Below are 18,266 nucleotides of genomic sequence, written 5' to 3' on the forward strand. Positions count from 1 at the left end.
ACGTTCACTTATAAGCGAGGGTGATGGTTGCCACAGTATTGGCTGGCCCGGGGGTGACTACATTACTGACCTGCTCGTAGCGAACCTCAAACGGGATCACCAGCGTTTCGTTGGCTACGGCCTGATTTTGTGTACTTACATAGGTACCGAAGGTGGCGAGATGGTCATCAAATAGCATTCTTACTCCGACGCCTGTAGCCATGCCGGTCTGCTGCGTGAGTTTGATCACCCCCTCAAATGCTGTGTCATATCCATTCGCGCTGGTGATTTTTAGCTCAGGCTGTACGGTTGTGTCACAGTTGACGGTGATATTAAATTTTTGAGCAGGGCTGGATAAAAAACCTACGCTGATGAAATCACTGACGGGAAAATCGCCCAAATTAACGGTGAGATTTTTCGGTAAAACGGAGCAGGTGACCTGATGAAGAATAACATTACCTGCATAGGCGATGTGGTTAGGGTTGCCGATCCCTTCATGGCCGAAAACGCCAATGCCAAATTCGGTTTGAGACTGCACCAGCGTACCGGATGTCACGGTGTCACTCGTTTTAACCAGCTCAAGCGTTATTTCAAAGCTAAAAGTCTGTGTTCCATCGGTAGAGACGTAGCCAACAGGCGTTCCACGTGAATCGCACTGCACGCCGCCAGCGCCGCTAATTCGCTGCCCGTGATCATTCATCAATGCTACGCCAATCCCCGGCACACCGGATTCGTATACCCCCCTGAGCCCTGGCATTTCCGCTCCGGTGCCGTAGTAGCAGGAGACAATCTCCAGGCCGCTGTCGGTACTCTGATCGCAATGCCCGGCAACATGAACGCTTTGCTCTGTACCCGGGATAGTTGCGCCAACTGCCAGCGTCGTCGGGACAGAAATGGATGCCACGTTGATCATTTTGGGGAGATCCGGCGTGGTGCAGGTCGCCTTCGCATGCGGCATGAATAACGCAGCGGTTCCCAGAATCAGTAAGAAAAAGCACTGTTTAATCATTTGCATAATGTTTTGCCTTTAGGAGAGATCAGTGACACTGCGCGGCAGCGTTAATGATGCTGGTTTTCGCTTTCTCATCCGTGAGCACATAGTCAGCGACGCAATGCTCGTTTGCCTCCTGTCCCCAGGAAACGCGGAGATGCCCTTGCTGTGGCAGACCCGAGAGATAGGTCTGGCCATCATTCCCGACGATAAATTCGCTGTCCTTGTCCTCGGTGGTAACCGTTGCGCCGAACGGCAGCGGTTTACCGTTTTGCGTGAGCGTCATCAGGACGCGATTGCCCACGCGCGTCGTGAAGCTGGCGCGCACAATGGCTCCGCGGGTTGGCGTCACAATTTGTGCCGCATGGGTGACGTCGGCGTCCTCCGGCAGCGTTTGCGTATCCAGCGCAATAGTGTTGTGGCGATACGCGGTGACGAACGGTACGACGGTGTAGCCGCGGAAGTCGGTTTCAACGCCGGTCTGGTTAGTGATATGCGTGCCGTGCGTACCCGGGGCTTTCACGAGCGCAATGGTCTCACCGAGCGGCTGGCTTAGCGTGATGCCGTTTGCATGGGCAATCACGCCTCCCTGCAAGCCGACGTTCAGTGTTTGCTGATATTTATCCTGACTGACGCCACCGCTCACTTCACCGTATGTCGCTTTGTAGTCGGCGTTAACGCTGGTGGAGTTACCGCTGCCGGTGCTGCTCAGCCCCTCCTGGAGATTCCAGTTCAGGTTGTCTTCTTTCAGGGCCGTACCGTTCAGGCCGATGTTCTGCGTGGTGCCATCTTTCGTGTTGTTCAGGTTGTACGTGGCCCAGGTGTTATGCATCCAGCGATCCAGCGGAACCGAAACGCTCAGCGAGAACTGGTTGTCGTTCGTCACCGCATTACCGTCCAGATCGCTGTCGTGGGTGTTTTTGTTCATGCTGTAGCTAAGGCTGTAGCTAACGCCGTGCCAGCTGTTGTTGTAGCTGACGCTCATGGAGGTCATGTCCTGGTTCTGGCTCCAGTAGGTTTCCTTCACCATGCTCAGCGTGACCGATCCCCAGCCTTCTGGTAGCGTCTGGTCGATGGTGGCTTCGGTACGGGCGCGGCGCTGCTGTGGCGCAGACCAGTTATCGGCGCGGGTATACGACTCCATGGTGTCGTCCAGGGTGTAAAACCCCTTGCTGTTGTAGCGATAGCCCGCAAGCGAAAAGTTGGTGCCTGAACCGGCGAAATCTTTGCTGTAGCGTACGCGCCACGATTTGCCTGTGCTGGACTGCTGTTTTTTCAGCAGGGCTCTGGCGCGAGTCACGTCAATGGAGAACGCCCCTAAATCGCCCATGTTTTTCCCGGCGCCTATCGCCTGCGACTGATAATGACTGCTCTGCTGTACGCCGCCGTAGGCCGTGAAGCCGTGGGGTAAACCATAGATGGCGCTCCCCTGAGCAAACGGGGTCTTTTCAACATCTTTGTCATAAGAACGATAACGCCCGGCAGTTACGCTGTAGCGCAGGTTTTTTTCACGCTGCAATACCGGAACGGAGGCAAACGGCACCACGAAATGACTTTCGCTGCCGTCAGTTTCTTTCACCGTGACCTGGAGGTCGCCGCTGCTGCCGGTGGGGTAGAGATCGTTAATTTCGAAGGCCCCCGGCGCGACCGTGTTCTGATAAATCACGTACCCGTTCTGGCGCACCATCACCAGCGCGTTGCTGTGGGCGGTGCCACGAATAATAGGCGCATAGCCTTTTTCGCTGTCGGGAAGCATGTCGTTATCGGATTTCAGCTCCACGCCGGTGTAAGGGACACTGTCAAAAACATCAGCAGGTGATGAGCTCTGGCCAACGGTGATATCGCTTTTCATCGCCACAATATCGCGTTGCGCATAGGTATAAACGGAGGTGAATTTCTGTTCCTCCTCATTGCCTGTGGTGCTGCGATTCCAGGTGGAATAGTTGCGAAGGCGCCATGCGCCAACGTTTAAACCCGGACGCAGGTTCACGTACTGGCTACTGCTATCCTCTTCACCCTGCTGGCGCGCATGGCTCTGGCTGGCGTTGATGCTGTAATTAAGCAAGCCCGCGTTGATCCCTTCGTCAAACTCTTTCGGGTCGATGTAACCGCGTGGCACCTGTCCGAGCGCCTTTTGCGGAATGCTTAGCAGCAGCTGCTGGTTGCGAACGTGAAAGATTGCAGATGAAGCAGGGATGACACCTAGATCGGCACACTGGCCTTTGGCCATTAGCTGAGGAAACTTTTGGGTCTTGATACCGAGGCTTTTTAACTCACCCATGCTAAAGCAAGGTTGTAACGTGTCGTTGCCCTGCGAATCTTTCTCAAGCGTAAAGGTCACGTTGCGGGTATCAATTTTATTATTATTGATAAACACCGCGACCTCATATTTCCCCGGTGCCTGGCCGGGACCTTTTTCATAGACGGACAGATCGGTTTTACCCTGCTGGGGATTATCAATATCCAGCAGGGCGGGGTTAAAATAATCATCAGCCATAACCTGCTGCGCAAAGATGGCTATTGCCAGGCCACAGAGAATGACCAGCAATGAAGACATTCGGCAGGTGAACGGCTTTTTGTGGCTGTACATGATTATTTTATTACCGGAACAATTAATGAACGGATTTCGACCAGGAATGGCTGATGCTGCCGTAATCATTAATAATGGAATACGTCACGTTTGAGCCCCCGACATTACCCGGTATGGCAAAATGTGTTTCTGATTTCGGAACAGCCCAGGTCGCTTTTGTGACTTTCTGACCGTTAAGCGTGACGGTCTGGAAATTCATATAGAAAGGCGTAGGGTTATTCACCACCAGGTCATTACCTTCGCGATGCCATTCAAGCTTATCAGCCACATCTTCTGGTCGGCCTTTTACCGCGGACGGGCGATACAGCAATTTAATGCGGGTATTAATGGCAATTTGCAGCGTATTTACTCCCTCAACGTGTTTTGAGGAAGGGATCGCTTTGATATTCAACCAGTACAGAGATTCCCTGTCTTCCGGTAAATTTCCGCCCGTGCGTACCACGCGCAGAACGTTATCTTCTTTTGCATCCAGACGGAAAAGCGGCGGGGTGATCAGGAATGGGGCTTTGGCCGGGTTTTTACCGCCAGAATCGACCCAGGACTGTACCAGATAATCCGTCGTATCCGGGTTTGACAGGCCAAGAGATGATTCCTTTTTATCTCCTTGATAGACCAGCCGGGTACCATTAATCACGACGCCCGCATGTGCAGAGGCTGCTATCAGTAAAAGAGTGCTCAGTAAATAACCGTGGCGCATAAAGATTTCTCAATAAATAGAAGAGATATTAATGCCCGCAAAAGCATTAATATCTCAGGATTGATAAGATCAGTTATAAATAACGGTGAAAGTCGATACAGAGTTGGCAGGGCCTGCGGTAATGGCGGCCTGAGTTTGAATATAACGCGCACCGAATTCCAGGTCGTTAACTGCCGTGCCGGAGGCTAAAGGATATTGCTGCGAAGGCGTATACAGAGTGACAGGCTGCCCGGAAGCATCCATCAACTGAATCGCTACACCGGTTGCCGCATCGGTATCTGGCGTTAATGCCAGCGCGGCATTATTATCCGCATCCGGCGTACCGCCGAAGTTAATCGCAGCCGAGGTCACTGTTTCCGGACAATTGGTTAACTTAATATCAAACTTCGTTGATGTGCTGGTAGAGCCTGCGCCGGTAAATACCGTTTTAGACACCTTACCCAACTGAACGTTTAATGGATTACTTAATCCATTCACGACCTGGCAAGCAGAATCGATAATTTCACCGGTGAAATTAATCTGACCTTCACCGTTAGTTGCCGCAAATGCGGATGCAGAACATCCCACCGTTGCGGCGATAAAAAAACCTAATGCAACCTTGTTCATAGTTAATCCTGATGTGATTCTGGTAAAAGCGTTGCCTGGACGTTTTTACCGTTGACCCTTAATGATTTTTCGATGTTTATTTAATCAAAAAAAGGGTCGCTGCGGATCTTTTGTCCCAATCACAAATAATGTAAATAGTACTTGAGTTTAATTTTTTTATATGAAAACAGCAGGTTGATAATGATCACAAAACACTATCGGGTCTGTGTTCATCGGGCTATATTGTTAACAAGATAATGCAGTCAGGAGAAATGTCGTGGATTACCGCAAAATTATCAAAGAGGTAGGGCGTGGGAAAAACCACGCTCGCGATCTGGACCAGGAAACAGCCCGCGCGTTGTACACGCATATGCTGAATGGCGACGTGCCGGAACTGGAAATGGGCGGCATTTTGATTGCGCTGCGTATTAAAGGGGAAGGTGAGGCGGAAATGCGCGGTTTTTATGAGGCCATGCAGTCGCAGACCATGCGCTTAACCCCGCCCGTCACGAAGCCGATGCCAGTTGTGATCCCGACCTACAACGGCGCGCGTAAGCAGGCAAACCTCACGCCGCTGCTGGCTATTCTGTTGCAGAAACTCGGTTTCCCGGTAGTAGTGCATGGCGTGAGCGAAGATCCGACGCGCGTGCTGACAGAAACCATCCTGGCGTTGTTAGGTATTGAACCGACCCTCCATGCCGGTCAGGCACAGGCAAAGCTGGAGGGGAATCAGCCGGTCTATATCCCCGTTAGCGCGCTCTGCCCACCGCTGGAAAAGCAGCTGAACATGCGCTGGCGCATGGGCGTCCGTAACAGTGCTCACACCCTGGCGAAGCTGGCGACGCCGTTTGCCGAAGACGCCGCGCTGCGTCTTTCCAGCGTCTCCCATCCGGAATACGTGACGCGAGTCGGGCAATTCTTTGCCGAAATCGGTGGACGCGCGCTGCTGATGCACGGGACAGAAGGCGAGGTTTACGCCAACCCGCAGCGTTGTCCACAGCTGATGCTGATTGAGCCCGCCGGGACGCGGGTCGTTGTTGAACGTGGGGAAGAGAACAGAGATGCGATCCTGCCTGAGTCGAAAGATCCGCAGGTCACCGCGCGCTGGATTGTGCAGTGTCTGGCCGGGAAGGTGCCGGTTCCGCAGTCAATCAAGCTGCAAATGGCCTGCTGCCTGCTGGCTGCAGGGGAAGTCGAGTCCGTGGAAGCCGGGTTGCAGCGCGTGGCGCAGTCATTTTAAGCAAAAAAAAGCCCGTCCAGTGGCGGACGGGCAAACAAGGGTAACAACAACAGGGTCAATGAGGATTGGAGCATCTCACCAGAGGGTATGGCGAGGGTGGAGCATAATTTGTTCGATTACTTGTAGATAACCGCAGTACCGCTCAGTTTGTTATTACCGTTAGTGGAAGTGATGGTGTATCCACTTGCGCCCGCGGCGGCAGCTTTTTCAGCCAGTTTTGCTTCCAGACCGTCCAGCGTGGTCGCGCCTTCAGCACTCACCACACCGATTTTGTTCAGATCCTGTGCCTGAGTAGAGGAGACTGGCTCTACAGCGAAAGCGCCGAAAGACAGAGCGGACAGGACAACAGCGGCAACAGCATATTTGATGGTTTTCATAGGTCAATTCTCGCAGGTTATTCTGTTAAGGGGACGATGTTCCGTCGATGTGATAAGTATCACGCTTTTTAGCGGAAGATAAAATCGAAGAGAATTGACGTGGTTGGTCAAAAAAATTGAATGACAAATAACTTATTGATTATTAATAAAATCAGAAGCGCAATTGACACTTCTTGCGGATACGCTTTACAGACACAATCAGAAGGGCACGTTTTGCTACGCGCTTCGCTGAAAGTCGTGAGCGTAAAGTAAACTGTTGGTGCGGTTAACTACGGTAAAGGAAAGTCAACGTAACTGGCTGTCTTTCGATCCTCTACGATTATATCCTGAATGTGAAGCATTTTTTGAATCTTTCTCCTGCTGACAGGTGATGCAAAGCCGTACTCCGGGAATGGCTTTACGTCGTGCCTCAGGAATGGGATCCCCGCACTCTTCGCATTCCGTCAAACTTTCGCCGCGCGGAATTTCACCGCGAGCACGCGCAACCGCATCTTCAATGGTACTGTTGATCTGTTCGTTAACGGCGTCGTCATTCGCCCAGCCGGAAGCCATGATGTTCTCCTGAAAGGGTCAAGTCATGCATTTTAATATGGGGTGAAAAAACGCACAGTCAAGGCGCAGGCAGAGAGAACTGCATCTGCCGGGCAGATGCAGTTTGGAAGGCGGTAAGTTATTTATAGATAGTCGCGGTACCGTACATATGGTTATCGCCACCGGCGGCGTTCACCACGAAGCCTTTAGCGCCTTCCTGACGGGCTTTTTCGGCCAGCTTGTCCTGAAGGTCATCAAGGTTGCTTGCCCGGCTGACAGAGACCGTCCCGGCCGCGCGTAGCTGGCTGGTGTCGGTACTGTCGGTCAGAGGTTGAACGGACAAGGCAGAGAATGATGCGCCTGCCAGCGCACCCGCAATAATAAAGGTCAGATACTTTTTCATAATCACATCCTCAGGGGAAACAACAGGTGATTCCTGTTAAGTTTAGAAGCCTGATGCGTGTGATTTAGCGCAAAAATTTGATGATGATCTGCTTATTTTTTGAACGATAAATTCTGACAATTTGTTGACAGATCATAGACATACAGGTCGCTGATTTTTGTCGTTTTTTTGTGCGACTCAGACAGATATTTACCCCCGCGCCGTCACAGGGTATCTTACGCGGCTGTTTAAAGGAGAATGCCATGACTTCCCACAAGCCGGGATTGCACCCGCGTAACCGCCACCGTAGCCGCTACGATATGAAAGCCCTGTGTCTGAGCTGCCCTGAATTGCAGGGTTTTATCGTTCAGACACCAGCCGGTGAACCGTCGGTAAACTTTGCCGATCCGCTGGCGGTTAAAACGCTGAACAAAGCGCTGCTGGCCCATTTTTATGGTGTGACGCACTGGGACATCCCTGATGGCTTTCTCTGCCCGCCGGTCCCGGGCCGTGCGGATTACGTCCATCATCTTGCCGATCTGCTGGCGGATGACCACGATGGCGTAGTGCCGAAACAGGCTACCGTCCTTGATATCGGTACGGGCGCGAACCTGATCTACCCCCTGATAGGCGCGCATGAGTACCAGTGGCGATTTACCGGCAGCGAGATCGGTGATGAGGCCTTCGCCAGCGCGCAGGCCATTATCAACGCTAACCCGGGGTTAAGCCGGGCCGTTCGTCTGCGTCGTCAGAAGGATGCTGCTGCTATTTTCACCGGCATTATTCATAAGAACGAACAATATGATGCCACCCTGTGCAACCCGCCATTCCACGACTCCGCCGCGTCCGCGCGTGCGGGAAGTGAACGCAAGCGGCGTAACCTGGGCCAGGCCGAAGATGGCGCGCTGAACTTTGGCGGCCAGCAGCAGGAGCTGTGGTGCGAGGGCGGGGAAGTGGCCTTTATTCTGCGCATGATTGCCGAGAGTAAAGGCTTCGGTCGTCAGGTGAAATGGTTTACCACGCTGGTCTCTCGTGGCGATAACCTGCCGCCGCTTTACCGCGCGCTGACCGAAGCCGGCGCGGTGAAGGTGGTCAAAAAAGAGATGGCGCAGGGTCAGAAGCAGAGCCGCTTTATTGCCTGGTCCTTTATGGACGATAACAAACGTCGCAAATAATCGTTTCTCGGGCCGGGTAAGGCGAAGCCGCCACCCGGCTCGGTTACAGCGTCGGCTCCTGCGGAGGGAGCGGCGAAGCGGGCGGCGACAATACCTGATACGTCTGCACCGGCGCTCTCACGTTCGCCAGATCGAAGTGTTTTTTCACCATGCTGTCGAGAGCAAAGCGCACCGTCCACTGCTTAAGCGGCTGGGTGGTGAACGACACGCGCAAGGTAAAGGCAGTGTTTGTCAGCCCGACGATGCCCGCAAACGACGGCTCACCAATTACCAGCCCGCGAATATCCTCCATCTCCATCAGTTCGCTCACCGCATCCCGCAGCGCCTGTTTCGCCTTATCTGCATCTTCGTGACGATCGACATCATAATTCGCCACCACCGAACCAATGCCGCGCACAAAGTTGGCAAAGGTGGTGATCGATGACCACGGAATAATGTGGTACGCCCCGGTATCCTGACGTACGCCGACGGAGCGAATGGACATCCTCTCCACCGTGCCGGTGAGCGGTCCGATGGTCACCAGATCCCCGGTGTTCATCCCGTTCTCAAACTGGATAAAAATGCCGGTGATAATATCCTTCACCAGCGTCTGCGAACCAAAGGAGATCGCCAGTCCCAGGGCACCGGCACCCGCCAGCAGTGGGGCGATATTTACGCCGATTTCCGACAACACAATCATGATGGTAATGGTGCTAATGATCACCGCCAGCGCGTTGCGGAACAGCGTCAGCAGCGTGCGGGCGCGGGCGCTTGGCAGGGGCCTGCCGTGGACATCCGACACCAGACGGTTTTCGATAAGGCTTGCCAGCAGCGTCCAGCCGACGGCGGAGAAGAACAGGATCAGCGCGATACGAATAAGAATATCGACGGTCTTTTCCCCGGCGCCGTTATGCAGCCAGTTCCAGAAATCAAACAGTCCCCACGCATTCAGCAGCAGCATAATTGCCACGCAGACCGTCAAAATACGCGCCACCTTCAGCGACACCGATGTCCATCCATTTACCCGTTTTTGCAGCTCGGGGTAATTACGCTGGACCTGCGGCGACAGGGTGATCGTCTTCGACAGCCAGCGGGAGAGCAGGCCAGAAACAAAGGCCGCGATGCCGATAATCGCCAGGCTTTTGAATGTCGCCCCCATCATAAATTTCAGGCTGTTGCCCGGATCGAACAGCGAGAAGAAACACAGCACAATAAAATAGGCGCTGGCCAGCCAATGCCACACCAGCGCAAAGGCGCGAATAAAGAGGCTGAAAAAGGAGAGGGAGCGATCGGCCAGGTGAAGCAGACTGTCGGTGATCGCTTTTTTATTGTGGAAGATGAGGTACAGCGCCCAGACGGTAATACAGAGCATGATCAGCACGTTCGCCAGGGCCCCGAACTGCACGTTAACCTGGTTGGAAATAATCGGGACGGCAACCAGCAGGCCATAGCCGATTAACCCACTCAGCACGCTGAGCCGAACCGCCCAGTATTTGGCGCTCCGATCCGAAATGGCGAACGGGCGAAGTTCCGGCACGCGCGGACAGAATATTAACCGCAGGAGCGCCTTAAAGAACTCGATCAGGGCAAAGGCGTTCAGGAACAGCCCCTGCTGAAAGGCGATGGTTTTGTTCCCGGTATTAAGACGGTCGGCCAGCATCTGGCCGACAAACAGCGTCAGCGCCAGCAGCAGCAAATCGATGATAAAGGCCCCGGTAATCATTGCCGGAAGATGCAGCCAGCTGCTTTTATGCTGATTCTTTTTACGTCCCCAGAGGCCCATCTTCCGGTAAAGCGGCCAGACAGACAGGCGCAACAGCCAGTAAAAAATGAATACCGCGGCGGCCAGAATAGAAAACTGGGTCGCGGCTGCAGAAAAGGTGTGGGGATTAAAAGGCTTATGCGAGGTGCCAACAAGGTTGCGATAGAGCTGGGCAAAACGCGACGACAGGGCTTCCCCGTAGCGGCGACTGATATCGGTGACGTTTTCCAGTACCGTCTTTTCGTCTTCGACTTCCGGCGGCGCGATAGTCGGAACCGGATCCTGAGGCGGTGTGGCGGCCACTTTCCTCAGCTGATCGATAAGCTCCTGCCGGGACGTGTCGTTCTCAAGCACGTCGGCAAGTGCGCTGTAAGCGGCTTTTTTCTTTTCAGCGTCGGGTTCTGGCGGCGCATTTTGCTGGGTGGCGGTGGCTCCGGTGGTGACGCCGGGAATGGTTACAGCAAGTGATGGCGCGCTAAACAGGGTAAACAGTAGCAACAGGATCCACGGCACGGCGTCCTCCGACAAAAATATCGTGCAAAATGATAAGTATAGAGCGCGCGGAGCGGAGGGGAGTTTTTGGGAACAATCCGGCATAAAAAAGCCGGGCATGCCCGGCTCTGTGTATGGCTATCAGGAGACGTGTTGCAGGAACTCCTGGAGGCGCTGGCTAGGTGGGTTCACAATCAGCGCCTGCGGATTACCGTCTTCCGCGATGCGGCCCTTATCAATGAAGATCAGACGGGACGCCACTTTTTCGGCAAAGCCGATTTCGTGGGTAACGATCACCATCGTCATGCCTTCTTCTGCCAGATCCTGCATCACTTTCAGCACCTCGTGACGCAGCTCCGGGTCGAGTGCGGACGTTGGCTCATCAAACAGCATCATCTTTGGCTTCACCGCCAGCGCACGGGCAATGGCCACGCGCTGCTGCTGGCCACCGGACAGCTCGGAAGGATAGTGGTGTGCACGCTCCGCCAGACCCACTTTCGCCAGCAGATCTTTTGCCAGCGTTTCTGCCGCCGCTTTGCTGGCCCCACGCACGCGCAAAGGACCGAACATCACGTTTTCCAGCGCCGTTAGGTGCGGGAACAGGTAGAACTGCTGGAACACCATGCCCGCTTCCTGGCGGATCAGGCGCTCGTCCACTTTCGGATCGTTCACCTTCAGACCATCGACGATCAAATCGCCGCTGGTGATCTCCTCGAGCTTGTTAATACAGCGCAGCAGGGTGGATTTTCCGGAACCCGACGGCCCGATGATCACCACCACTTCACCCTGCCTGATGTTCAAATCGATATTGTGCAGCACCTGGGTTGGACCAAAGTGCTTGGAAACATTTTTAAATTCAATCACAGGATTTTCATCCTTCTTTCAAGACGACGCAGAACAAAGCTCAGGACAAGCGTGATAATCAGGTAGACAACGGCGACCGCACTCCAGATTTCCAGGGCGCGGAAGTTACCCGCGATGATCTCCTGGCCCTGACGGGTCAGCTCTGCCACGCCGATAACAATAAACAGCGAGGTGTCTTTAATGCTGATGATCCACTGGTTGCCCAGCGGCGGCAGCATGCGGCGCAGCGCCAGCGGCAGGATCACGTGACGGATCGTTTCGCGACGGGAAAGACCTAACGCCAGGCCAGCTTCGCTGAAGCCTTTATGAATCGACAGCACCGCACCGCGGGTGATTTCCGCAATGTAGGCGCCGGAGTTGATCATAATGGTGACGACAGCTGCGCTGAACGGGTCAATGCGCAGATCGTTGAAGGCCATCGGCAGGGCGAAGTAGATAAACATGACCTGCACCACAATGGGGGTGCCGCGGATCACTTCGATGAAAACCAGTGCGATGTGGTTTGCAATCCAGCCGCCGTAGGTGCGGGCGAAACCGGCCACCAGACCGATAATTAACCCGCCAACCAGACCGAGGACCGAAATCCACAAGGTCATTTTAGCGCCTTCAAGCAAGAGAGGAATGGCAGGCCAGATGGCGCTCCAGTCAAACTGCATGATGTATTCCTGTATACCGTGGTGAAAAACGAAAAACGTAGGCCCGGTAAGCGGTAGCGCCACCGGGCGTTACAAACCTGAAGTCAGGTGAAATTATTTAGGCTCGGTACCGAACCATTTTTTGTAGATTTCGTTATAGGTGCCGTTCTCTTTCAGGGTTTTCAGCGCGCCGTTAACTTTATTACGCAGGTCGTCGCTGCCTTTCGGGAACGCAATACCGTACTGCTGAGCTTCCAGGGAATCACCTACCGCTTTGAACTTGCCGTTACCGGCGGTTTTGATGAAGTAAAGGATGTTAGGCGTGTCGTGCAGCACCGCGTCTGCGCGGTTGGTGCCCAGTTCCATGTAAGCGTTGTCGATGTTCGGGAACTGACGCAGGTCTTTGGTTTTGATATTGGCTTTCGCGTAATCAACGGAACCGGTGCCGCTCTTCACGGCGACCACTTTACCGTCGAGATCTTTCACGCTTTTCACGTCGTTGTTATCCGCTTTCACCATCACCAGCAGGCCGCTTTTGTAGTAGCCATCAGAGAAATCGATCGCTTTTTTACGCTCTTCGGTAATGGTGATGCCCGCCAGCGCCAGGTCAACGTTTTTGGTTTGCAGTGCCGGGATAATGCCGCTGAAATCCATTGGCTTCAGGGTGTAATCCAGTTTGAGTTCTTTTGCGACAGCGGCCCACAGATCAACGTCAAAACCAACGTATTTATCACCCTGTTTGAATTCAAACGGTACGAACGCCGTGTCAGTCGCCACAACCAGTTTGTCGGCAGCCTGCGAGGACACCGCAAACGCCAGGGTAAGTGCAGCCAGTGAAACTTTTAATACAGACTTCATAGCATTTCCTTTTATATCCACGGGGCGATCCCCTGCGAGAACCTCAGGCACAATGAAAAAATCGTGCCAGTTTTACAAGCTGTTGTTTTGCAAAGGGGATAATGTCACGCATTGCACAAAAAGCGTGGCAATTCTGTCAGGCTGCACCAGAATGGAGCACCGTTTTGGTGCGCTTCGTTAAGGTCTTCTGACAGGGGGATATTTAGCGCAGAATCTGACGAAAAAACAATCTTCCGTTAACGGTTGTGTGAAGTGATTATTACATTTTATTCACTTTTGCGGCCGTTGCGGACAAAAGTGTGCACCATAAATGTGCAAAACCCCCGCCAGGGGCGAGGGTTATTCAGACAATCCGCAGGGATTATTCGATGTTTGACTCAATGAACCACAGGAACTGATCCAGGTCGCGTGACGCGGCAGTGAAGATATCAGCGGTGTCTTCATCTTTTGCTTCGCCAATCGCTTTACGAACATCGTTCGCGACAATCGCATAACGGTCCGCCAGCTCTTTCAGGTGATCCTGAACGGTATGGATATCCAGCGGATAGCTTTTCAGTGGCGTTTTGCTGTTGATCACCTGCGTGGTACCCAGAGCCACACCGCCCAGCTGTACGGCGCGTTCGGCCATGGTATCCAGATGAGTCACCAGTGCTGTGCGGAAGCCATCCAGCATTTCATGAACGGCAATAAAGTTTGCACCGCGCATATTCCAGTGGGCCTGTTTGGTGATCAGCGAAAGATCGATGAACTGGACCACCTGGCGATTCAGCAGCTCAATGGTCGCTTTTTTATCGCTATCCGATACATCGTTACGGGTATAAAGCAGATTAGACGCTTTCGTTTTCACCAGTTTAGCGGTACTCATAATCTCATATCCTCTTGATGTTTGTGTCCCAGGTAATTACGGGATTAAGTATAGCACCGGATTTTTTCTCTGCGGTTTGGCGCTGCCTATCGGTTTAATAGCGAAAGGATGGTTGAAGTTTTAACTTAATGATTTTAAAGTTTTTTATATAAATTGATGCAGATCAATCTTAATTCGTTAAGTGACAAGGCGGGCAGGTGAAATATTTTGGCAATATAAGAGAGTTTGTAAGAAATTATTTGAAGGGCTGACGAGACCTATATTCTGCATGGCCGGTATGCCATGCAGAATTTAAGGGCTAGTTGAGGTCAATCTTATGTACTTTTGGTTCCGGGCGCATGGTCAATGTAGAGCCCATTGACGCCGCGATAATGGAACAGAGCGCCAGCGTCTGCACCAGTGTCAGGGTTTCGCCGAGGAACATCATTCCAGAGATGGCAGCCAGCGCGGGCTCCATGCTCATGAGCGTACCAAAAATACGCGTAGGCAGACGCGTCAGGGCGATCATCTCCAGAGAGTAGGGCAGCGCCGTGGAAAGAATGGCGACCGCCAGCCCAACCGGCAGGATTGACCACTGCCATATTGAGTCCGTTGCTTGTGCCATGCCGATCGGGACAAAGATAACCGCGGCAATCAGCGAGCCTAAGGCGACCGTCGCGGGGCCGTGCTCTTCGCCCGCACGCTGGCCAGTGAGAATATACACCGCCCAGCACGCCCCTGCGCCCAGCGCCAGAGCGGCCCCTGTCAAATCGATTTGTGAAACGCTTTGGCCGAGCGGCAGAAGGAACCATAGCCCCAGCACGGCCAGTATGACCCAGATAAAGTCTACCGGGCGACGAGAAGAAAAGAGGGCCACCGCCAGCGGGCCGGTAAATTCAAGCGCGACCGCGATCCCCAGCGGGATAGTCTGAATAGAGAGGTAGAACATGTAGTTCATCCCTCCCAGCGCCAGCCCATAAAAAAGCAGAGGCAGTCGCTGCTCCTTTTTAAACCGTAGCCGCCAGGGTTTAAAGACAACCACGAGGATCAGGGTGCCTAATGCGATACGCAGCGCCGTGACGCCGGGCGCACCAATCAGCGGAAACAGCGATTTTGCCAGCGACGCGCCGCTTTGTATGGACATCATCGCGATAAGTATGACTGCCACCGGCATCCAGACCGACGATTTACGAGGTAAACCTGGCATCCTTTCTCCTGTCAATTTTTGTCAAAAGAGGTAAAAGTCGCAGTGTAATGGAAATAACCTGCAACGGTTGAGCTACTGTTGAAAAAAAATCCAGGGAAAATCCGTAAAATGAGAAAACGTTGCTGATTTTATCGCCTGAAAGATTAGGAATAATCTGGATTTACTAAATGGCGATGACGCGCACTATTAGCATTTACAGGTGAAAATCTGGAGTTATTTGAACGAGATAGCTGATGCTGGAAATGTTCTGTTACAGGAAAGGTCGCATTAGACATCGTGAATGACAAAGAGTTTCACAGATTTTTTTGATATATTTAAAACTTACGGACTTACTTGAAGCACATTTGAGGTGGTTATGAAAAAAATTGCATGTCTTTCAGCACTGGCAGCTGTTCTGGCTGTTTCCGCAGGTACCGCTGTAGCGGCAACTTCTACTGTAACTGGTGGTTACGCTCAGAGCGATATGCAGGGCGTGATGAACAAAACCAACGGTTTCAACCTGAAGTACCGTTACGAGCAAGACAACAACCCGCTGGGTGTGATCGGTTCTTTCACTTACACCGAGAAAGATCGTACTGAAAATGGCTCTTACAATAAAGGTCAGTACTACGGCATCACCGCGGGTCCTGCTTACCGCCTGAATGACTGGGCAAGCATCTACGGTGTTGTAGGTGTTGGCTACGGTAAATTCCAGCAGACCGAAAACCAGGGTCTGAACCGTACTGCAAGCAACAGCGACTACGGTTTCTCCTATGGCGCAGGTATGCAGTTCAACCCAATCGAAAACGTTGCTCTGGACTTCTCCTATGAGCAGAGCCGTATCCGCAACGTTGACGTTGGCACCTGGATCGCGGGCGTAGGTTACCGCTTCTAATCACTTCGGTGAGCCAGTAAAAAATCCGCCCAATGTGGCGGATTTTTTTTGTTTGTACCCTCTCCCCGTGGGAGAGGGCCAGGGTGAGGGCATCAGCCTGCACGAGACGGCAGAGATCACTTACTCTTAATATCGAAAATATCCGTCCCCAGATGGTTATAGTCAACTTTCTGTAACCTGAAGTTGGTAATGTAAACTGGCGGGCCCTTCTTCCCGGAGATAAACGGGTAATCATTTTTTATCTCTTTCGCCTTAATCCCCGTCCACTGTGAGAAGAATTTCAGGAAATCGTTCGCGGAACGGCGCGCTTTGATGATGCGATGCGTTTTATCATCACTCGACAGCACCATAAACGGTACCTGGAAGTTCTGCTGAAACTTGTCATCGTGAGCCAGATACTGCACTTCTTTACCGCGCTCCTTAAACGCCAGACCGTGGTCAGAGAAATAGACCATCGAGAAGCTATCGCCGCTGTTGCGCAGCTGCGCGTACAGCTTGCTGAGCAGATCGTCGGTTTGCGTCATGGTGTACAGATAACACGAGGTCTCTTTGGATTGCACAAACTCCGCATATTTTCCCCCGGTACGATCGCATGCCTGCGGGTGTGACCCCATCAGGTGCAGGACGATCAGCTGCGGCTGGGTGCGCTGAGTGGCAAAGACCTGCGCGGTCATTTTTAGCAACGCTTCATCTTTTGTGTTTTTATCGGCTTCGAAATCACCGCTTTTCAGGAACTGTACCTCGTCGGCACGCTTCGCGATGCTGGCAATGGCGGTATCATACTCGCCGATCTGCCCCTGGTTGGAGAACCACCACGTCTGAAAACCTGCCCGGTTGGCCAGGGTGACAAAATTATCCTGAAACTGCGGTTTTCCATCCACGACACGGTTGAGCGTCAGACCGAGAGATTTCTGCGTCGAACCGCTGGCCGCCACGTAATCGGTAAACAGCGTACCGTTAACGGAGCTGGCAAACGGCGTGTTATCCCAGTGACCGCCAAACGCGCCGAGCGCATCGCGACGCGCGCTTTCACCGATCACCACTACATAGGTGTGATACTTCGGTTTCACCGCCAGCACGTTCCAGGTATCTTTCATGGTGGAAAGCTCGGCCATACGCGCCTGCTCGTCGAGCACTTCCTCGTTATTCACTACCACGTCTTTAACGAAGCGAAACACCGGATACCCGGTATCTTTAAGCTTAAACACGCCGCCCCAGGCCAGATTTTGTACCGGCGCAACAAAAAACGTCACTACGCTAAAGGCCAGGCACAGGCTTTCAATTTTACCCCATGTTTTTTTCCCGACCTGCTTACGGCGAACCGCAATCACGCCGAGAGCAAAAATGAAAAGGCCAACCACGTAGTTGTACCACGGGAAGATCGTCAGGATCTCTGTAGACTCTTCCATATTGGTGGAGTGGAGCGCCAGCAGGGTATTAAAGTTCGGCGCGCCATAGGCCTGGCCGAACGGGAAATAGGCGGCAGCCACCAGAGAACAGATCCCGATAAGCACTTTCTGCATGCGCGGTGCGCTTCGCCATAGCAGGTGAAGAATGCAGGTGAACCCGACGGCATAAAGCAGGCTAAAGGGGTAGCCAAGAGCAAAGTTAATCAACAGCGATTGCAAAAAATAAAATCCCGTCCACGGGCTTAGGGCCCGGCTGCGGGTAACAAGTGTATCAATCAGGGTTACGTTCATAGATCACTATCACGAAAACGCCATGTGCTCACCCTGGCGTCAAGGGTCAAAGCCTGCCGGACAGTGCGTGGAAAGGGAATGGAGGTCCGCTTCAGCGAGCCGCAAATTGTGCAGGGCTGCAAGAAGATAGTGCGAGCGTGAATTAAGGTCAACAGTTGCTAAACAGATGTTTTGCGAAGGGGGCTGCAAATCCGCAAAAATAATCAGGAAAAAGCGAGTTTACAACGAAAGTGTGACAGGAAAATGAAGCGGCGTGCCGCGACGCCGCTTAGTGAGAAGATTTGTCGTCCTGATGCGGTTTGGCGTTAAACATATCGCACAACATGTTCAACAGCATTAGACGCACTTTAAAAGGAGAGTGGGTAAACACGTTCATACACCTCTTGAATTCATTCATAAGACCTCCTGATTCATGATCCCTTCGATCCGTGAAGGGTGACTGCATTACATACAGATATAGCACAGGCTATATTGTATAGCTATGGCTAATTCGTTAATTTTTTG

Annotated in this window: 18 protein-coding genes; 3 read left to right on the forward strand and 15 right to left on the reverse strand. The window is 52.8% G+C overall.

The genetic code is table 11. The annotated features are described in order from the left end of the window. Window positions 1–4 precede the first annotated feature (4 nt). From C3451_RS10950 to C3451_RS10965, 4 genes are all read right to left on the reverse strand, one after another. The gene (locus C3451_RS10950) at window positions 5–994 is read right to left on the reverse strand and encodes a fimbrial protein (RefSeq protein ID WP_022647513.1); all 990 of its coding nucleotides are present in this window, start codon (window positions 992–994) and stop codon (window positions 5–7) included. A gap of 22 nt (window positions 995–1,016) precedes the next feature. Continuing rightward, window positions 1,017–3,560, reverse strand: coding sequence for a fimbria/pilus outer membrane usher protein (locus tag C3451_RS10955; protein WP_139154157.1), 2,544 nt, complete (start codon window positions 3,558–3,560; stop codon window positions 1,017–1,019). Between the two features lie 22 nt (window positions 3,561–3,582). Beyond that, the gene (locus C3451_RS10960; RefSeq protein WP_022647515.1) at window positions 3,583–4,257 is read right to left on the reverse strand and encodes a molecular chaperone; all 675 of its coding nucleotides are present in this window, start codon (window positions 4,255–4,257) and stop codon (window positions 3,583–3,585) included. A gap of 69 nt (window positions 4,258–4,326) precedes the next feature. Next, window positions 4,327–4,863, reverse strand: coding sequence for a fimbrial protein (locus C3451_RS10965; RefSeq protein WP_022647516.1), 537 nt, complete (start codon window positions 4,861–4,863; stop codon window positions 4,327–4,329). Window positions 4,864–5,119: 256 nt separating this feature from the next. On the opposite strand from C3451_RS10965, the gene ybiB reads away from it, so the two are divergent. Then, window positions 5,120–6,082, forward strand: a complete 963-nt coding sequence (gene ybiB, locus C3451_RS10970; protein ID WP_045621952.1) for a DNA-binding protein YbiB — start codon at window positions 5,120–5,122, stop codon at window positions 6,080–6,082. A 116-nt stretch (window positions 6,083–6,198) separates the two neighbouring features. On the opposite strand, the gene ybiJ is transcribed toward ybiB, so the two are convergent. From ybiJ to mcbA, 3 genes are all read right to left on the reverse strand, one after another. Then, complete coding sequence (gene ybiJ / locus C3451_RS10975; RefSeq protein ID WP_124304308.1) at window positions 6,199–6,459, reverse strand: DUF1471 family protein YbiJ; 261 nt, start codon at window positions 6,457–6,459, stop codon at window positions 6,199–6,201. A 285-nt stretch (window positions 6,460–6,744) separates the two neighbouring features. Beyond that, entirely contained in the window at window positions 6,745–7,011 is a 267-nt protein-coding gene (locus C3451_RS10980) for a DksA/TraR family C4-type zinc finger protein (protein WP_022647518.1), read from the reverse strand. A 118-nt stretch (window positions 7,012–7,129) separates the two neighbouring features. Beyond that, window positions 7,130–7,393 (reverse strand): DUF1471 family periplasmic protein McbA, encoded by a 264-nt coding sequence (gene mcbA / locus C3451_RS10985; RefSeq protein ID WP_022647519.1) that lies wholly within the window; start codon window positions 7,391–7,393, stop codon window positions 7,130–7,132. Between the two features lie 242 nt (window positions 7,394–7,635). Between mcbA and rlmF the strand changes: the two genes are divergently transcribed. Next, entirely contained in the window at window positions 7,636–8,547 is a 912-nt protein-coding gene (gene rlmF / locus C3451_RS10995; protein ID WP_045621950.1) for a 23S rRNA (adenine(1618)-N(6))-methyltransferase RlmF, read from the forward strand. A 43-nt stretch (window positions 8,548–8,590) separates the two neighbouring features. On the opposite strand, the gene ybiO is transcribed toward rlmF, so the two are convergent. The 6 genes from ybiO to rhtA form a co-directional block, all read right to left on the reverse strand. Continuing rightward, window positions 8,591–10,801, reverse strand: a complete 2,211-nt coding sequence (ybiO, locus tag C3451_RS11000; RefSeq protein ID WP_045621948.1) for a mechanosensitive channel protein — start codon at window positions 10,799–10,801, stop codon at window positions 8,591–8,593. Between the two features lie 120 nt (window positions 10,802–10,921). Further along, complete coding sequence (gene glnQ, locus C3451_RS11005) at window positions 10,922–11,644, reverse strand: glutamine ABC transporter ATP-binding protein GlnQ (RefSeq protein ID WP_045621947.1); 723 nt, start codon at window positions 11,642–11,644, stop codon at window positions 10,922–10,924. Then, complete coding sequence (gene glnP, locus C3451_RS11010) at window positions 11,641–12,300, reverse strand: glutamine ABC transporter permease GlnP (RefSeq protein ID WP_010428919.1); 660 nt, start codon at window positions 12,298–12,300, stop codon at window positions 11,641–11,643. Before glnP ends, glnQ begins: the two co-directional genes overlap by 4 nt. Window positions 12,301–12,393: 93 nt before the next feature. Beyond that, window positions 12,394–13,137 (reverse strand): glutamine ABC transporter substrate-binding protein GlnH, encoded by a 744-nt coding sequence (gene glnH, locus C3451_RS11015; protein ID WP_003858455.1) that lies wholly within the window; start codon window positions 13,135–13,137, stop codon window positions 12,394–12,396. Between the two features lie 361 nt (window positions 13,138–13,498). After that, window positions 13,499–14,002: a DNA starvation/stationary phase protection protein Dps gene (gene dps / locus C3451_RS11025; RefSeq protein WP_000100801.1), complete on the reverse strand. Its 504-nt coding sequence runs from the start codon at window positions 14,000–14,002 to the stop codon at window positions 13,499–13,501. Window positions 14,003–14,300: 298 nt separating this feature from the next. Continuing rightward, a complete protein-coding gene (gene rhtA, locus C3451_RS11030; protein WP_023305742.1) occupies window positions 14,301–15,188 on the reverse strand; it encodes a threonine/homoserine exporter RhtA in 888 nt (295 codons plus the stop codon). Window positions 15,189–15,543: 355 nt separating this feature from the next. Here rhtA and ompX point away from each other — a divergent pair, with 355 nt between their 5' ends. Continuing rightward, a complete protein-coding gene (gene ompX / locus C3451_RS11035; protein ID WP_003858450.1) occupies window positions 15,544–16,062 on the forward strand; it encodes an outer membrane protein OmpX in 519 nt (172 codons plus the stop codon). A gap of 116 nt (window positions 16,063–16,178) precedes the next feature. Here the strand turns inward: ompX and C3451_RS11040 are convergent, their stop codons facing one another. Next, entirely contained in the window at window positions 16,179–17,762 is a 1,584-nt protein-coding gene (locus tag C3451_RS11040; RefSeq protein WP_022647524.1) for a phosphoethanolamine transferase, read from the reverse strand. 268 nt (window positions 17,763–18,030) lie between these two features. After that, window positions 18,031–18,159, reverse strand: a complete 129-nt coding sequence (gene mntS, locus C3451_RS11045) for a manganase accumulation protein MntS (RefSeq protein ID WP_022647525.1) — start codon at window positions 18,157–18,159, stop codon at window positions 18,031–18,033. Between the last annotated feature and the right edge of the window lie 107 nt (window positions 18,160–18,266).

Source organism: Enterobacter sp. 301B (genome assembly GCF_003850715.1).
In the GTDB taxonomy this organism is placed as follows: domain Bacteria; phylum Pseudomonadota; class Gammaproteobacteria; order Enterobacterales; family Enterobacteriaceae; genus Enterobacter; species Enterobacter intestinihominis.

Excerpts from the sequence above, each read along its gene's own strand:
- dps (WP_000100801.1), bottom strand. The coding sequence starts at position 14,002 with ATGAGTACCGCTAAACTGGTGAAAACGAAAGCGTCTAATCTGCTTTAT.
- ompX (WP_003858450.1), top strand. The coding sequence starts at position 15,544 with ATGAAAAAAATTGCATGTCTTTCAGCACTGGCAGCTGTTCTGGCTGTT.
- rlmF (WP_045621950.1), top strand. The coding sequence starts at position 7,636 with ATGACTTCCCACAAGCCGGGATTGCACCCGCGTAACCGCCACCGTAGC.
- glnH (WP_003858455.1), bottom strand. The coding sequence starts at position 13,137 with ATGAAGTCTGTATTAAAAGTTTCACTGGCTGCACTTACCCTGGCGTTT.
- rhtA (WP_023305742.1), bottom strand. The coding sequence starts at position 15,188 with ATGCCAGGTTTACCTCGTAAATCGTCGGTCTGGATGCCGGTGGCAGTC.
- C3451_RS10950 (WP_022647513.1), bottom strand. The coding sequence starts at position 994 with ATGCAAATGATTAAACAGTGCTTTTTCTTACTGATTCTGGGAACCGCT.
- C3451_RS10965 (WP_022647516.1), bottom strand. The coding sequence starts at position 4,863 with ATGAACAAGGTTGCATTAGGTTTTTTTATCGCCGCAACGGTGGGATGT.
- C3451_RS10955 (WP_139154157.1), bottom strand. The coding sequence starts at position 3,560 with ATGTACAGCCACAAAAAGCCGTTCACCTGCCGAATGTCTTCATTGCTG.
- C3451_RS10960 (WP_022647515.1), bottom strand. The coding sequence starts at position 4,257 with ATGCGCCACGGTTATTTACTGAGCACTCTTTTACTGATAGCAGCCTCT.
- ybiJ (WP_124304308.1), bottom strand. The coding sequence starts at position 6,459 with ATGAAAACCATCAAATATGCTGTTGCCGCTGTTGTCCTGTCCGCTCTG.
- C3451_RS10980 (WP_022647518.1), bottom strand. The coding sequence starts at position 7,011 with ATGGCTTCCGGCTGGGCGAATGACGACGCCGTTAACGAACAGATCAAC.
- mcbA (WP_022647519.1), bottom strand. The coding sequence starts at position 7,393 with ATGAAAAAGTATCTGACCTTTATTATTGCGGGTGCGCTGGCAGGCGCA.
- C3451_RS11040 (WP_022647524.1), bottom strand. The coding sequence starts at position 17,762 with ATGAACGTAACCCTGATTGATACACTTGTTACCCGCAGCCGGGCCCTA.
- mntS (WP_022647525.1), bottom strand. The coding sequence starts at position 18,159 with ATGAATGAATTCAAGAGGTGTATGAACGTGTTTACCCACTCTCCTTTT.
- glnP (WP_010428919.1), bottom strand. The coding sequence starts at position 12,300 with ATGCAGTTTGACTGGAGCGCCATCTGGCCTGCCATTCCTCTCTTGCTT.